A 14,737-nucleotide genomic window follows, 5' to 3' on the forward strand; every position below is an offset into this window, starting at 1 on the left:
GCAGCGCAGACGGGCTTGGACGTGGCCCTTCGTGTCAGCCGCTCAAACCTGTCGCTCGAGCCATTCCTTTACCGTGGAGAGCTTGCCGGCGAGATGGGCCTTCAGGATGGCGGAGAGCCTCGCTCCATCCCGTGCCTCCAGCGCGGCGAGGATCGCCTGGTGCTCCGAGACCGCCTCGGCCCACCTTTCGGGCGTCATGTTGGCGATGTAGCGCGCCTTCATGAGGCGGCCGGCGAGGCTTCGGTACATCGCCTTCAGCGTCTCGTTGCGGGTGGCTTCGAGAATGGCTTCGTGGATGGCCTGGTTCAGCCGGAAATAGGGCTCGAGCTCACCCCGCCGCCAATGCTCGACCATCCGCTCGTGGATGCTGCGGATCGTGGCGAGCTCGGTCTCCGTGATGTGGCGGCAGGCGATCTCGCCCGAAAGGGCCTCCAGCGCCCCCATGACCGGGAACACCTCCTCGAGCTCCGCCACGGTGAGGGAACTGACGCGCGCGCCGCGATTCGGCTGCAGCGTCACGATCCCTTCCGAGGCGAGCACCTTCAGCGCCTCGCGGAGCGGCGTGCGCGACACGCCGAACCGCTCGCAGAGCTCCCGCTCGGGAATCTTCTGTCCGGGCGAGAGCTCGCCGTCCGTGATGATGGCGCGGACGCGTTCCGTGAGTTCGTCGTGAAGCGAGCGGCGCCGGATGAACTGGGGAGTCGGCAGGTCCAAGGTCATGCCCTCCCTTCCGCCGGTTCGGCCGTCGTTGCAAGCGCCTGCGCGAGGACGCGCGCCACATGCACCGGCTGCCGACCGGTCCCGTGCTCGATCTGGTGCCGGCAGGACGTGCCGTCCGCCACGATCATCGCGTCTTGCTCCGCCTTCCGGACGGCGGGCAGAAGGCTCAGCTCGCCCATCGCCATCGAGACGTCGTAGGTCTCGGCCTGGTAGCCGAACGCTCCTGCCATTCCGCAGCAGGACGAGGCAATGGCCTCGACTTCCAGGCCCGGCACCAGCCGCAGGACCTTCTCGACCGCGCCCATTGCGGCAAATGCCTTCTGGTGGCAGTGCCCGTGCAGATAGGCCTTCCCTGCCACCGGGGAGAGCGGCAATGCAAGCCGGCCCTCATCCGCTTCGCGCGCAAGGAACTCCTCCAGCAGCAGCGCATGCGATCCGATCGTCTCCGCATCCCGCCCGGGCAGCACGGAGGCGAGCTCGTCCCGCAGCGCCAGGAGGCAGCTCGGCTCCAGCCCGACGATCGGAACGCCCCGTCGCGCGAAGGGCAGGACGGCCGCCATCAGCCGCGTCGCCTCCACTTTCGCCTCCTCGACCAGGCCGACCGACAGGAAGGTGCGCCCGCAGCAGAGCGGCCGCCCGCCGTCGAGCGGGCCGGCGAGATGGACCCGATATCCCCCGGCCGTCAGCACCGACAGTGCGGCACGAAGGTTCTCCGGCTCGAAATAGACGTTGAAGGTGTCGGGCAGGAGCAGGACTTCGCGCCCGTCTTCCGGGCCGACAGCCTGACCCCTGGGATCGAACCTGTCGCGCCGCCACGCCGGCAGCGAACGTTTCGCGGTAAGCCCGGTAAGCCTCTCGGTCAGCGATGCTGCGCCCGGCACGCGGTCGCGCAGGTTCATCAGCCAGGGCATGCGCGCCGCGAGCGGCGCATAGCGCGGCAGGTAGGCGACGAGCCTGTCGCGGAGCCCGAGGCCGTACCGGGCCCTCCGCGCGGCGAGCACCTCGATCTTCATCTTGGCCATGTCGACGCCGGTCGGGCACTCCCGCCGGCAGCCCTTGCAAGAGACGCAGAGCTTCAGCGTCTCCATCATCTCGTCGGAGGCGAGCGCGTCCTGCCCGAGTTGGCCGGATATGGCGAGCCTCAGGCTGTTCGCGCGGCCGCGCGTCACGTCGCGCTCGTTCCGCGTGACCCTGTAGGAGGGGCACATCACGGCGCCCTCGAGTTTGCGGCAGGCGCCGTTGTTGTTGCACATCTCGACCGCGCCCTGGAATCCGGCGGCCGGGCTCTTCCAGGCCGACCAGTCGAGCGCGGGCGTCATGCCGGCGGGGCGGTATGCCGGCCCGTAGCGGAACAGGTTGCGGTCGTCCATGCGCGGCGCGTGCACGATCTTGCCGGGGTTCAGCACGCCGCCCGGGTCGAAGCGATCCTTGACCCGCTCGAAGAGCTCGACCATGCGGCCGCCGAACATCATGTCGTGGAATTCGGACCGGACGATGCCGTCGCCGTGCTCGCCGGAATGGGAGCCCTTGTACGCGCGCACCGCCTCGAACGCCTCTTCGGCGATCGCACGCATCGCTTTCGCGTCCTTCTCGAGCTTCAGGTTCAGCACCGGGCGCACGTGCAGGCAGCCGACGGAGGCGTGGGCGTACCAGGTGCCGCGCGTGCCGTGCTTCTCGAAGATCGCGGTCAGGCGATCGGTGTAGTCGGCGAGGTGCTCGAGCGGCACGGCGCAGTCCTCGACGAAGGACACCGGCTTTCCCGCTTCCTTCATGGACATCATGATGTTGAGGCCCGACTGACGCACCTCCGTGATCGCCGCCTGCAGGCCGGCATCCGTGATCTCGACGACGCCGCCCCAGTTCCGCCCGTCGCGATCCCAGCCATAGCCGAGGTCGCCCATCACCTCGCCGAGCATCCGGAGGCGGCGGTCGTTCTCCGCCATGTCCTCCTCCGCGAACTCCACCAGCAGCACCGCGTCCGGCTCGCCGCGCACGAAGCGCTCGACCGTCGGGCGGAACATCGCGATGTCGCGCGCGAGCTCGATCATGGTGCGGTCGACGAGCTCGACGGCCGTCGGGCCGAGGGGGACGATGTGCTGCGCCGCATCCATCGCATCGTAGAACCGGGCGAAATGGCAGGCGCCCACGAGCTTCCGGCCGAGCAGCGGCGAGAGCTTCAGCTCGATCCGGGTGGAAAGCGCCAGCGTCCCCTCCGATCCGACCAGCAGGTCGGCGAGCTTGTTGGTGGGACCGTTCGGCAGCAGCGCATCGACGTTGTATCCGCCGACCCGCCGGATCACGTTCGGAAAACGCTCCCGGATCTCGTCCGCATTCTCGGCGCCGAACGTCAGGAGGTCGCGGAAGAGGCCCTCGTCCGGCCCGGCTGCGTTCCGAAGCGCCTCGTCGCGCGATACGGCGTCGAACCGGATCTTGCGCCCGTCCGCCGTCAGGGCGTCGATGGCGATGACGTTGTCGCGCATCATGCCGTACCGGATCGAGCGCGTGCCGCAAGAATTGTTCCCCGCCATGCCGCCGATCGTCGCCCGCGAGGCCGTCGAGACGTCGATCGGAAACCAGAGCCCGTGCGGCTTCAGCGCGCGGTTCAGCTCGTCCAGCACGATGCCGGGCTCCACGACGCAGCGCCGGTTCGCCGGATCGAGCTCCAGGATGCCGTTGAAGTGTTTCGACGTGTCGAGCACGAGCGAATCGTTGACCGTCTGCCCGCACTGGGACGTCCCGCCGCCGCGGGCGAGCACCGTGACCCCCTCCTCGCGGGCGATGGCGAGGGCGGCCGCGACGTCCTCCTCACCGCGCACGACCGCGACGCCGACCGGCATGATCTGGTAGAAGGACGCGTCCGTCGCATAGCGGCCGCGCGAGAAGGCGTCGAATAGGATCTCGCCCCGTAGTGCAGCACTGAGCCGGTTCTGAAGAGCGGGACGAAGGGAGTGGACGGCCATCGGGACCTCGACATCGGCGCTTGACACGAATAATGAATGCATAATTCACTTGCAACCGATGCAGCGTCGCGCCGCATGGCGCCGACCCGACGGAGTTCCCGATGCGCACGCCCGGCCGGCACTTCCTGCAGATCCCCGGTCCCACCAACGTCCCGGATCGAATCCTGCGGGCGATGGACATGCCTACCATGGACCATCGCAGCCCCGCATTCGGTGCGCTCGGCCGCCGCGTGCTCGACGGCATGAAGACGATCTTCAAGTGCTCGGGGCCGGTCATCATCTATCCGGCCTCGGGAACGGGCGCCTGGGAAGCAGCGCTGGTGAACACGCTCTCGCCCGGCGACGCCGTGCTCATGTACGAAACCGGACATTTCGCCTCGCTGTGGCGCGGGCTTGCCTCCCGGCTTGGGCTCGAGCCGGAATTCCTGCAGGGCGACTGGCGGTCCGGCCTTCATCCGGAAGCCATTGAAGACCGTCTGCGCGAGGACCGCGCGCACCGCATAAAGGCGGTCTGCGTCGTCCACAACGAGACGTCGACCGGCTGCGCCACGCGGATCGATGCCGTCCGCAAGGCGATGGACGCCGCCGGCCATCCGGCGCTGCTCATGGTGGACACCATCTCCTCCCTCGCCTCGATCGACTTCCGACAGGACGAGTGGGGCGTCGACGTCACGGTGGGCGGCTCGCAGAAGGGCCTGATGCTGCCGCCGGGCCTCTCCTTCAACGCGCTGAGCGACAAGGCGCTCGCCGCGTCGAGAAGCTCGAAGCTGCCGAAGTCCTTCTGGTCCTGGGACGAGATGCTCACAGCCAACGAGACGGGGTTCTTCCCCTACACACCGGCGACCAACCTCCTCTACGGCCTCGCCGAAGCCATCGACATGCTGCACGAGGAGGGGATCGACAACGTGTTCCAGAGGCACGCGCGTCACGGCGAAGCGACCCGGCGGGCCGTGGAGGCCTGGGGCCTCGAAGTGTTCTGCCGCGAGCCGCGCCACTATTCCGGATCGCTGACCGCCGTCCTCATGCCCGAGGGCCACAGCGCCGACCGTTTCCGCCGAGTCGTCGCGGAGACCTTCGACATGTCGCTCGGCAACGGCCTCTCGAAGGTCGCGGACCGCGTTTTCCGCATCGGCCATCTCGGCGACTTCAACGACCTGATGCTCGCCGGCACGTTGGCTGGCGTCGAAATGGGCCTCCAGCTCGCCGGCGTGCCGCACGAACGCGGCGGCGTCCAGGCGGCGCTCGATTTTCTCGGCTCCACCGCCGGACGCGGAGAGACAAGAAGGGCGGCAGCGGAATAGTCTTTCAACGAGAAGACCGGCAGAAGCCGGCGCTCACTGGAAACGAAAAACGGGAGGAAGACCCATGACACTCGCAGCCCGCCTTGCGGGGCTCATTCTGGCCGCGACGTTCGCGTCCCCGGCCCTCGCCCAGACCGAACTGAAGTTCGGCCATGTCGGGGAGCCAGGATCCCTGTTCGAGGCCTCCGCCAACAAGTTCGCCGAGATCGCCAATGCCAAGCTCGGCGACAAGGCCAAGGTCGTCGTCTACGGCTCGAGCCAGCTCGGCGGGGACGACGAGCTCCTCCAGAAGCTGAAGCTCGGCACCGTCGACTTCGCGCTTCCCTCCACGGTCATGTCGTCCGTGGTTCCGGCCTTCGGCATGTTCGAGATGCCCTATCTCGTGAAGGACCGCGACCACATGAAGAAGATCGAGGCCGAGATCGTCTGGCCCGAGCTCGCCCCGGCGGCCGAGGCGAAGGGCTACGGGATCCTCGGCATCTGGGAGAACGGGTTCCGCCACATCACGAACAGCAAGCATCCGATCAACACGCCGGAAGATCTGAAGGGCATCAAGCTGCGCGTGCCGAAGGGCGTCTGGCGGGTGAAGATGTTCCAGATTTACGGGGCGAACCCGACCCCGATGGCGTTCTCGGAGGTTTTCGTGGCGCTGCAGACGGGCGTCATCGACGGCCAGGAGAACCCGCTCGCCCAGATCGCGAGCGCCAAGTTCCAGGAAGTGCAGAAGTTCCTGTCGATGACCGGCCACGTCTACACGCCGGCCTACGTGGTGGTGGGCTCGAACAAGTTCGGTCGCCTCGACGAGGAGACGCAGAAGATCCTCGAGGAGGCAGCCAAGGAGACGCAGGCCTTCGTGTACGAGAAGGCGGCGGAGCTCGACCGCGATCTCGTGAAGGTCATAACCGATGCCGGCGTCGCGATGAACGAGGTCGACAAGGACGCCTTCATCAAGGCTTCGCAGCCGGTCTACGACGCCTTCGCAACCGAAGTGCCCGAAGGCAAGACGCTGATCGACAAGGCGCTCGCACTCGGCCAGAGCTCCTGATCCGCAGCACGGGGCTTCCGCGCCGCGGGAGCCCCCCACGCCAGGACGGCTTCCCCCGATGACATTCGTGAACTGGGCGTCGCGCGCGCTCGAACTGATCCTGGAGATCGTCTCGGGCGTGCTGGTCGTCGCGCTGACCGCGATCGTCGTCTACGCGGTCGTGACGCGCACGATGGGCTCATCTCCCAGCTGGTACGACGAGGTGGCCTCGGTGCTGCTCGCCTGGCTCACTTACTATGCGAGCGCGCTCGCCGCCCTGAAACGGGGCCATATCGGCTTCGACGGCGTGCTGATGGCGCTTCCGGTCGGCCCGAGGATGGCCCTCGCGGTCGTGGGCGAAATCATCGTCATCGGCTTCTTCGTCATCCTCGCCTGGATGGGCATGGTGGTGCTCGAAGTGCTCGAAGGCTCGACGCTCGTCTCCCTCACCTGGGTACCGATCCAGCTCACCCAGTCCGTCATTCCGGTCGGCGCGGCGCTCTTCATCGTGGGCGAACTCCTGTCCATGCCGGGCTATTTCGCGAAGCTCAGGGCCGGCATCTCGCTCGAGCACGAGGAAGTCGAGCAGGCGATTGCGGCGGCGAAGGAGGAGTTCGGGGACGACCCCGACGCGATCCTGCGCGGCCGGGCCGGGAGGGCGCATCCGTGATCCTCGCGCTCATGCTGCTCGGGCTCTTCGCCCTGATCCTCATCAACGTTCCGATCGCCGTCGCGCTCGGCGTGGTGGCCGTCGTCGCCATGGTGACGACGCAGGGCGTCGACATCCTGCCGAATGTCGCGCTCGTCATGTATGACGGCGCGCGCAGCTTCCCGCTGCTGGCGATCCCGCTCTTCATCCTGGCCGGCGCGATCATGAACGCGTCGGGCATCTCGCGCCGCCTGATCGCCTTCGCCTCCGCCCTGTTCGGCTTCATCCGCGGCGGGCTGGCGATGATCAATATCGGCGTCTCCATGTTCTTCGCCGAGATCTCCGGCTCGGCCGTCGCCGACGTGGCGGCGGTCGGCACGATCATCATCCCGGCAATGGAGAAACGGGGCTATCCCCGCGCTTTCGCCGCAGCGGTCACGTCCTCCTCCGCATCGCTCGCCATCATCATCCCGCCGTCGATCCCGATGATCCTCTACGGGGTGATGGCCAATGCCTCGATCGTGCAGCTCTTCGTGGCCGGCATCGTGCCGGGCATCATCGGCGGCTTCTCGATGATGCTCCTCTGCTACTACTTCGCCCGCCGCTACGGCTGGCCGGTCGAGGAGATCTTCAACCTCGGCCGGGTCTGGCGGACCTTCAAGGAAGCCGCCTGGGCCTTCGTGATGCCGGTGATCATCCTCGGCTCGATCTTTGGCGGCTTCGTCACCGCGACCGAAGGCGCGGGCCTCGCGGTCGTGGCGGCGCTCTTCATCGGCGGCGTCGTGTACCGCGATCTCGACTTCCGCTATCTCCGCCAGGCGATCCTCGACGGCGCAGTGCAGACGGCGATCGTCATGCTGCTGGTGGCGGCCTCCGCACTGGTCGGCGTCTACCTGACCGAGATGCGGCTGCCGCAGCAGCTCGCCCAGGCCATCCTCGGCATGACGCAGAACCAGTACGTCATCCTGGCGCTCCTCAACGTCTTCTTCCTGGTGATCGGCTTCTTCCTGCACTCGGCCGCCGCGATCATCCTGGTCATCCCGATCGTCGTGCCGCTCATCACCGCCGTCGGCATCGATCCCGTGCATTTCGGCCTGATCGTCACGCTCAACCTCGCCATCGGCCAGCAGACGCCGCCGGTCGCCAGCGTCCTCATCACCGCCTGCTCAATCGCCAAGGCCGACATCTGGGAGGTGTCGAAGGTCAACGTCTGGTTCATCGCCGTGCTGACCGCGGTCCTGATGCTCGTGACCTACGTGCCGATCGTCCCCATGGGCCTCGTCGAGTACTTCTACCGGTAGCCGGTCCTGCAGCAACGCGAAGCGCGACGCCTCTCCCGCTCCCGACGGCCGGAAAATCGCGCCCGCCCCTTGAAGAGGTGCGGAAGTTCCGCCATCTACCCCACCGCGGGCCGGGCCCCTCTGACGATGTCCCATCGTGATGTCGGACCGCATCGGGTGAACTCGATGCCGGGTCCGGAATCGCTCTGTCGCGCGCGGCATCGCGTTCCCTTCGAACAGGAGGGATTTCGATGGACATTCTCACAACTCTGTTTCTCGAGAAGCCGCTCTGGATGTGGCTCGGCTTCCTCGGCCTCGTGGTCGCGCTGCTCGCGCTCGATCTCGGTGTCTTCCATCGCGGCAGCCGCGAGATCGGCATCCGCGAGAGCCTTTCGCTCTCGGCCTTCTACATCGTCCTGGGGCTGGCGTTCGGCGCCTTCGTCTGGTGGACCATCGGCCGGCAGGCCGGCGTCGAGTACGTAACGGGCTTCCTGATCGAGAAGAGCCTCGCGGTCGACAACCTCTTCGTCATCGCCACCATCTTCGGCTTCTTCGCCATTCCGCGCGCGTACCAGCACCGGGTCCTGTTCTGGGGCATTCTCGGCGTCATCGTGCTGCGCGCGATCATGATCGGCTTCGGCGCGGCGCTCGTGTCCGAGTACCACTGGGTGCTCTACATCTTCGCCGCGTTCCTCATCGCCACCGGCATCAAGATGCTCTGGTGGAGCAGTCATGAGCCCGACCTGTCGGGCAACCCGATCCTGAAGTTCCTCAGGCGGCGGCTCAACGTCACCGACGAACTCCATGGCAACCGGTTCTTCGTGAGGCTCCCGGACCAGCGCACGGGGCGGGCCGCGCTCTACGCCACGCCGCTCTTCCTCGCACTCGTCCTGATCGAGATCACCGACGTCGTCTTCGCGGTCGATTCCGTGCCGGCGATCTTCGCCATCACGACGGACCCCTACATCGTCTACACGTCGAACATCTTCGCCATCCTCGGCCTGCGCGCCCTCTATTTCGCGCTCGCCGCCGTCCTGCACCGCTTTGCCTACCTGAAGCAGGCGCTCGCCGTCCTGCTCGTCTTCATCGGCTCGAAGATCTTCGTCGCCGATCTCCTCGGGTGGGAGAAGTTCCCGGCCGAATGGTCGCTCGGCATCACCTTCGCGATCCTCTCGGCGGGCGTTCTCTATTCGCTGCGCCGGACCCGCGGGGCAGGTGCGGCCGGCGAGGAACCGCGCCCCCTCGAGCCGAAGCAAGCGTGACCGGACGTGCGGGCGCTGCGTGGCCGGCATTCCTGCCCGCAGCGCCCCGCCCGCTGCTCCCGGTCATGGAGCCCGCGGATACCCGGATGCCGAGCGGTCAGCGAAGAATTAACGCCGGCCGGCGATATTGGCGCCGGCAGAAGCGGTTGAGTGGCCGGGCGGGGAGACGATGGTGTCGGAAGAGGATCGCGAGAAGGGCCGGGAGCACGAGCGGCACCGCACGCTGAAAGCCGGCCGCATCATCCTGTCCGACCAGCTCGTGCTCGATTGCCTGATCCGCGACATGAGCGAGGTCGGCGCCCGCCTGAAGTTCGGCGCTTTCACGCAGCTTCCCGGGACGTTCGAGCTCCTGATCGAAAGCGAACGCCGCATCCTCCCGGCCGAGGTCGCCTGGCAGAACGGGCTGGAGGCCGGCATTCACTTCACCGGGCCTGCCCGGCCGCAGAAGCGGGCGGTCTGAACGGCGCCACGCGCTCCGCACGCTCTCTCGGCCCCCCGAGCGCCCGCAGCGCATTGAGGATGACGGCGAGGTCGATCGCCTCCTGGATGAGGGCGCCCTGCACCGGCGGGATGTAGCCGAGCGCGGCAGCCACCATGCCGGCGCTGGAGAGGCCGATCCCGACGAACACGCTCTGGCGCGCAATCTTCATTGCGTATTGCGCAACGCCCACGCCGCTTGCGAGCCGGGAGAGATCGTCGCTGAGGAGAACGATGTCGGCGGCTTCGGCCGAGGCCGCGGCGCCGCGCCCGCCCATCGCCACCCCGACATCGGCTGCCGCGAGCGCCGGCGCATCGTTCACGCCGTCTCCCACCATCATCACGCGGCCATGGACCCGTTCTGCGATCACGACGTCGACCTTCTGCGCCGGCACGAGTTCGGCGCGCACGGCATCGAAGCCGAGGCCGGCCGCAACTGAACCGGCGATCTCGTTTCGGTCTCCGGTGGCGAGCACGGAACGCGTGACGCCGAGGCGGCGCAGGGCTCGGAGCGCCTGGACAGCCTCCGGGCGCGCCCGATCGGCAAGGTAGAGGACGAGCGCCGGTCGGCCGTCGATCGCCACGACGACCGCGAGCCGGTCGTTCGGGAATGCGCGATCGAGCGCATCGCCGGCCGTTCCGAGCTCTTGACGCACGAAGGCCGGCGATCCGGCGAGAACGGCCCTGCCCTCGACCGTCCCTGCCACGCCCGCCCCCGCATCCTCACTCACGTCCGACGGTGGGGAGAGGACGAGCCCGCGGCCCCGCGCCGCCTGCGCGAGCGCCGTGGCGACCGGATGGCGCGAGGCCTGCTCCAGCGACGCACCGAGCCTCAGCGCCTCGGTGGGATCGCCGGCCAGCGCTTCCTCGCCGACCAGTTCCGGCTGGCCGGAGGTGAGCGTCCCGGTCTTGTCGATCACCATCACGCGCGCCGCCGCCAGCCCCTCGAGCGCGGCTGCGCCCTTCACGAGGATGCCGTGAGCGGCTGCACGGGATACGCCGGCAATGAGCGCGATCGGCACCGCCAGGATGAGCGGGCATGGGGTCGCGATGACCAGGACGGCGAGCGCGCGGCTTCCGTCGCCTGACCCGAGCCAGGCTGCAGCGGTGAGCGCGAGGGTCACGCCGAGAAACAGCATGGCGTACCGGTCCGCGAGCCGGGACATGGGCGCCTTCGCCCGCTCGGCACCCGCCACCAGCCGGACGATTCCCGCCATCGTGCTCTCCGCGGCCGGACGGATCGCGCGGAGTTCGAACGGAGCGCCGACATTGAGCGACCCGCTGAGCACCTCTTCGCCCGCAGCGCGGCGGACGGGCAGCGATTCGCCGGTCAGCGCCGACTGGTCGAGCGCTGCCGGCCCGGTCCCAACCGTGCCGTCGACCGGGATGATGTCGCCATGCCGCACGAGGAGCCTGTCGCCCGGCTGAACCGCTTCGATCGGGACCTCGACCAGCCCGGACGGCTCGAAGCGTGCGGCGGTTCGCGGCACGCGCTCGAGCAGTGCCGTCAGCTCGCGCCGAGCCCTTCGCGCCGCATAGCTCTCGAGGAACTGCCCGCCGGAATACATCAGCGCGACCACCACGCCGGCAAGCGTCTCGCCCATCAGGAGCGCGGCCGTCATGGCGAGTGCGGCGATGATGTCGAGCCCGACCTCGCCGCGCCGGAGCGAGGTGACGATCTCGAATGCCAGGCCGGCCAGCACGGGCACGATCCCAGCGCCCCAAAGCACTGCCGCAGTGCGCGCGTCGCCGAGCGCCCAGGCGAGCACGCCGGCGGCAAGGCCGGCGCCGGCCGCGCCGAGGAGCGCGAGGTCGAGCCAGCCCCATTTGAAGCGTTCAGCCGCCATCATCTAACCCGGTCATGCCGCAACCATCTGGCGAAGCCCGGGATGCGGCCCTATGAATCCCTCTCTCGCCCATGGGACCATGATGCGCATCATCGGCTTCGGCGCCCATCCCGACGACGTCGAGATCTATTTCTTCGGGCTCCTGCTCGCCGCGCAGGCGCGCGGGGACGAGGTGGGCTGGGTGATCGCCACCGATGGCGCGCGGGGCGGCGCGGGCGCGCCGGACGCGCTTGCCGCCCGCCGGCGGCACGAGGCGCAGCAGTCCGGCGCCATCCTCGGCGTGACACCCCGCTTCCTCGACCTGCCGGACGGGGGTCTGTCCGCGGAGCCGCGCCTTCCGGCGCTGCTTTCCGCCGAGATCGACGCCCTGCGCCCCGATTTGATCGTTACCCATGCGCCGAACGACTACCATGCCGACCATCGGGCGCTCGCTGCGGCACTTGTGGCGGGGGCCGGCTTCAATGTCCCCCTCCTCCACGCCGACACCATGGCAGGCGTCGGTTTCCAGCCGACCCACTATGTGGACGTCACGGCCGGCATGGAGACGAAGCGCGCCGCAATCCGGTGCCATGCCTCGCAGGATTCGGAGCGCTTCGTGACGGCGGCGGACACCCTCAACCGGTTGCGCGCCCTGCAATGCAATGCCGGGGGGGACGCCCGCGCCGAGGCCTATCGCTTCGAAAGCCGCTTCCCGTTCGGAGATGTGCGCGACCTGCTGCCGCCTGCCCCGCCCGTGCGGCCGTTCGGCGGCGGCTCGTAGGGGGACGGGATGAGGCGGTCCGACGTCAACGCCATCGTCCGCGACGCGCGGCGATTCATCGCCCGCCACGATTTCGCGCTGCCGGCATTCGCCGACTGGAATCCGGACGATTTTGCCGCGGCGCGCGCAGAGATCGGCGGTCTGATCGCGGCGAGGCTCGGCTGGGACGTGACGGACTTCGGCTCCGGCGCCTTCCGCCAAACCGGGCTCGTGCTCTTCACGATGCGCAACGGCGACGCCGAGGGACCCGGGCAGCGATCCTATTGCGAAAAGGTGATGGTGGTCCGGCGCGGCCAGACCTGTCCGATGCACCGGCACCTCCGGAAGACGGAGGACATCATCAACCGCGCCGGCGCGATCCTCGCCCTCGACCTCTTTGCCTCCGGACCGGACGGCGCCATCGAGCCGATGGCGGCCGTGCGCGTCGAATGCGACGGGCGCGAGCGCCGGCTCGGCCCGGGTGCACGTCTCCGCCTCCATCCCGGCGAGAGCGTCACCCTGCCTCCGGGGATCTGGCACGCCTTCCGCGGCGAGATCAGTGACGTGCTCGTCGGTGAGGTCTCGACCGTCAACGACGACCTCACGGACATCGTCTTCCGCGATCCGGTCGGCCGTTTTCCCGAGATCGACGAGGACGAGCCGCCCGACCGCCTCCTCGTCGGCGACTACGACAGGCTCCTCGGCCAGGCACGTGACAAATCGGGAACGATCTCGGTCTAGAGTGGCGCGGTTCGTACCGGCTAACCGACATGGGGAGAGGTCTTGGACCGGATCCGGCGAAACATCCTGGCGGGCCTGCTCGCCATCATACCGATTTGGGTGAGCCTCTGGCTCGTCTGGTTCTTCCTCAATCTGCTCGTCTGGATCGGGCGTCCCTTCGTGGCCACCCTGGCGCGCGGCGTGAGGCCGAACTATCCGGAGATCGCCGACCTTCTCGTCGATCCCTGGTTCCAGTCGGCGCTCGCCCTCGTGCTCGTCTTCGTCATGCTCTATCTGCTCGGTGCCGCCACGAACGCCGTCATCGGGCGGCGCCTCTTCCGCCTCGTGCACCGCATCATGGAGAGCACGCCCTTCGTGAAGACGATCTACGGCGCCACCAGGACGCTCGTCGATTCGGTGCAGGGCGGAGCCGGCGGGCAACAGACGCAGCGGATTGTCCTTATCGAGTTCCCGACGCCCGAAATGCGCGCCGTCGGCTTCGTGACCCGCATCTTCCACGCCGCCGATACCGGCGAGGAGCTGGCCGCCGTCTACGTCCCGACGACACCCAACCCGACCTCCGGCTACGTCGAGATCGTGCCGACGTCCCGCATCGTCTGGCTCGACTGGACGACCAACGACGCCATGGCGTTCATCGTGTCGGGCGGCGCGCTTTCGCCCGATGCGATCCCGATCCGGCCGTCCGGCCGCCGCCCGCCGGACTTGCCCGGCGCGGCCCCGCCCGCGGCTCAGGCGTGATGCCTTTCACCGCGCGGGCAGCGGGGGCCGATGCCTCGCCGTCAGACGTCGGCGGGCGTCGCAGCCTCGCCGCCGTGCCTGGCGATCTCGCGTACGCCGCCATTGCCCCGGATGTCGCGCCCCGTGGGGTTCCAGGTGCAGACCTCGGCCGGGTTGACCCAGATCGTCTGGAACGTGCCCGGCGCGAAGAACTCGACGAAGCTCATCTCGCAATCCGGGTCGGCGGTCAGATAGTGCCGCTCGAGGTCCGGAAAATAGACGAGGTCGCCCTTCTTCACGCGGAACGGTGCCTCATTGGCATAGGCGGTGCCGCTCCCCTTCAGGAAGAACATGAAGTGATCGGCGCCGACGTGGTGATGATTGGCGCCGCTCGTGCCGGGCGGGTAGATGATCATCTCGCCCTTGATGGCGTGCGTGCCGAAAAGCTTCGGCGTCGCCAGGTAAATGCGCTTGCGGGCGTCGTGCTCGGAATCGAGCACCGGCTCCCGCGTCCAGTCGATCACTCGCAGCTTCGGCGGATTGGCGGTCAGATCCGGATCGAGTTCAGCCGCTTTGGGGGCCTCGGCCCGGATCAGCGATGCCCCCTCCGCGCTCACGATCCGCCCGCGGAAGCCAGGCGGCAGAAACGCGACATGGTCGGCAGTGAGCTCCTGTTCGGCGCGAACGCCGTCCCCGGAAAATCGAACCGCTCCCTCCAGGAGCTGGAACCAGGCGAGGCTGTCGGAGGCGATGTCGAGCGGCAGAGCCGCGCCGGCTTCGAGCGTGAGCAAATCGAGCAGCACCCGCGTGCCGGGCACCCGATCCGTGTCGAGCATCCGCCGGCGCGCGATGCCCGGGCCGCCAGACTCCGCATCGGTCGTGCCTGCGCTGAACTGGATTGCCATTCGTTCCTCCCATCGCCACTCGTTCGTTCGGCCGCATTCTCGTGTGTCGCCGTGCCGGGCGCAACCGTGCCCGCCGCGACCGCGCTTTTCTCGCCGGCCGACTGCCGCCGCCGGT

General features: G+C 68.3%; 13 protein-coding genes. 9 read left to right on the forward strand and 4 right to left on the reverse strand.

Features of this window, described 5'->3' with window-relative positions:
- Positions 1 to 42: 42 nt before the first annotated feature.
- Both ACUN0C_RS17585 and ACUN0C_RS17590 read right to left on the reverse strand, forming a co-directional pair.
- A complete protein-coding gene (locus ACUN0C_RS17585) occupies positions 43 to 720 on the reverse strand; it encodes a GntR family transcriptional regulator (protein ID WP_445467704.1) in 678 nt (225 codons plus the stop codon).
- Positions 717 to 3,680, reverse strand: a complete 2,964-nt coding sequence (locus ACUN0C_RS17590; RefSeq protein WP_445467705.1) for an FAD-binding and (Fe-S)-binding domain-containing protein — start codon at positions 3,678 to 3,680, stop codon at positions 717 to 719. The genes ACUN0C_RS17585 and ACUN0C_RS17590 overlap by 4 nt, the downstream gene beginning before the upstream one ends.
- 101 nt (positions 3,681 to 3,781) lie before the next feature.
- Between ACUN0C_RS17590 and ACUN0C_RS17595 the strand changes: the two genes are divergently transcribed.
- The 6 genes from ACUN0C_RS17595 to ACUN0C_RS17620 all read left to right on the forward strand — a co-directional run bounded on the left by ACUN0C_RS17595 (position 3,782) and on the right by ACUN0C_RS17620 (position 9,656).
- Positions 3,782 to 4,981 (forward strand): pyridoxal-phosphate-dependent aminotransferase family protein, encoded by a 1,200-nt coding sequence (locus tag ACUN0C_RS17595; RefSeq protein ID WP_445467706.1) that lies wholly within the window; start codon positions 3,782 to 3,784, stop codon positions 4,979 to 4,981.
- A gap of 64 nt (positions 4,982 to 5,045) precedes the next feature.
- Complete coding sequence (locus tag ACUN0C_RS17600; RefSeq protein ID WP_445467707.1) at positions 5,046 to 6,026, forward strand: TRAP transporter substrate-binding protein; 981 nt, start codon at positions 5,046 to 5,048, stop codon at positions 6,024 to 6,026.
- A gap of 58 nt (positions 6,027 to 6,084) precedes the next feature.
- A complete protein-coding gene (locus ACUN0C_RS17605) occupies positions 6,085 to 6,675 on the forward strand; it encodes a TRAP transporter small permease (RefSeq protein WP_445467708.1) in 591 nt (196 codons plus the stop codon).
- Positions 6,672 to 7,955 (forward strand): TRAP transporter large permease, encoded by a 1,284-nt coding sequence (locus ACUN0C_RS17610; protein WP_445467709.1) that lies wholly within the window; start codon positions 6,672 to 6,674, stop codon positions 7,953 to 7,955. The genes ACUN0C_RS17605 and ACUN0C_RS17610 overlap by 4 nt, the downstream gene beginning before the upstream one ends.
- 224 nt (positions 7,956 to 8,179) lie before the next feature.
- Positions 8,180 to 9,196, forward strand: coding sequence for a TerC family protein (locus tag ACUN0C_RS17615; protein ID WP_445467750.1), 1,017 nt, complete (start codon positions 8,180 to 8,182; stop codon positions 9,194 to 9,196).
- Between the two features lie 172 nt (positions 9,197 to 9,368).
- Positions 9,369 to 9,656, forward strand: a complete 288-nt coding sequence (locus ACUN0C_RS17620) for a PilZ domain-containing protein (protein ID WP_445467710.1) — start codon at positions 9,369 to 9,371, stop codon at positions 9,654 to 9,656.
- On the opposite strand, the gene ACUN0C_RS17625 is transcribed toward ACUN0C_RS17620, so the two are convergent.
- Positions 9,619 to 11,523, reverse strand: coding sequence for a heavy metal translocating P-type ATPase (locus tag ACUN0C_RS17625; RefSeq protein ID WP_445467711.1), 1,905 nt, complete (start codon positions 11,521 to 11,523; stop codon positions 9,619 to 9,621). The genes ACUN0C_RS17620 and ACUN0C_RS17625 overlap by 38 nt on opposite strands.
- A 49-nt stretch (positions 11,524 to 11,572) precedes the next feature.
- Between ACUN0C_RS17625 and ACUN0C_RS17630 the strand changes: the two genes are divergently transcribed.
- Genes ACUN0C_RS17630 through ACUN0C_RS17640 form a run of 3 tightly spaced genes read left to right on the forward strand, consistent with a single transcriptional unit; the run spans position 11,573 to position 13,738 of the window.
- A complete protein-coding gene (locus ACUN0C_RS17630; protein ID WP_445467712.1) occupies positions 11,573 to 12,280 on the forward strand; it encodes a PIG-L deacetylase family protein in 708 nt (235 codons plus the stop codon).
- A 9-nt stretch (positions 12,281 to 12,289) separates the two neighbouring features.
- Positions 12,290 to 13,000: a D-lyxose/D-mannose family sugar isomerase gene (locus ACUN0C_RS17635; RefSeq protein WP_445467713.1), complete on the forward strand. Its 711-nt coding sequence runs from the start codon at positions 12,290 to 12,292 to the stop codon at positions 12,998 to 13,000.
- A gap of 42 nt (positions 13,001 to 13,042) precedes the next feature.
- The gene (locus ACUN0C_RS17640; protein WP_445467714.1) at positions 13,043 to 13,738 is read left to right on the forward strand and encodes a DUF502 domain-containing protein; all 696 of its coding nucleotides are present in this window, start codon (positions 13,043 to 13,045) and stop codon (positions 13,736 to 13,738) included.
- Between the two features lie 41 nt (positions 13,739 to 13,779).
- Here ACUN0C_RS17640 and ACUN0C_RS17645 read toward each other — a convergent pair whose 3' ends face one another.
- Complete coding sequence (locus ACUN0C_RS17645) at positions 13,780 to 14,622, reverse strand: cupin domain-containing protein (protein ID WP_445467715.1); 843 nt, start codon at positions 14,620 to 14,622, stop codon at positions 13,780 to 13,782.
- Between the last annotated feature and the right edge of the window lie 115 nt (positions 14,623 to 14,737).

Source organism: Faunimonas sp. B44, assembly GCF_052655945.1.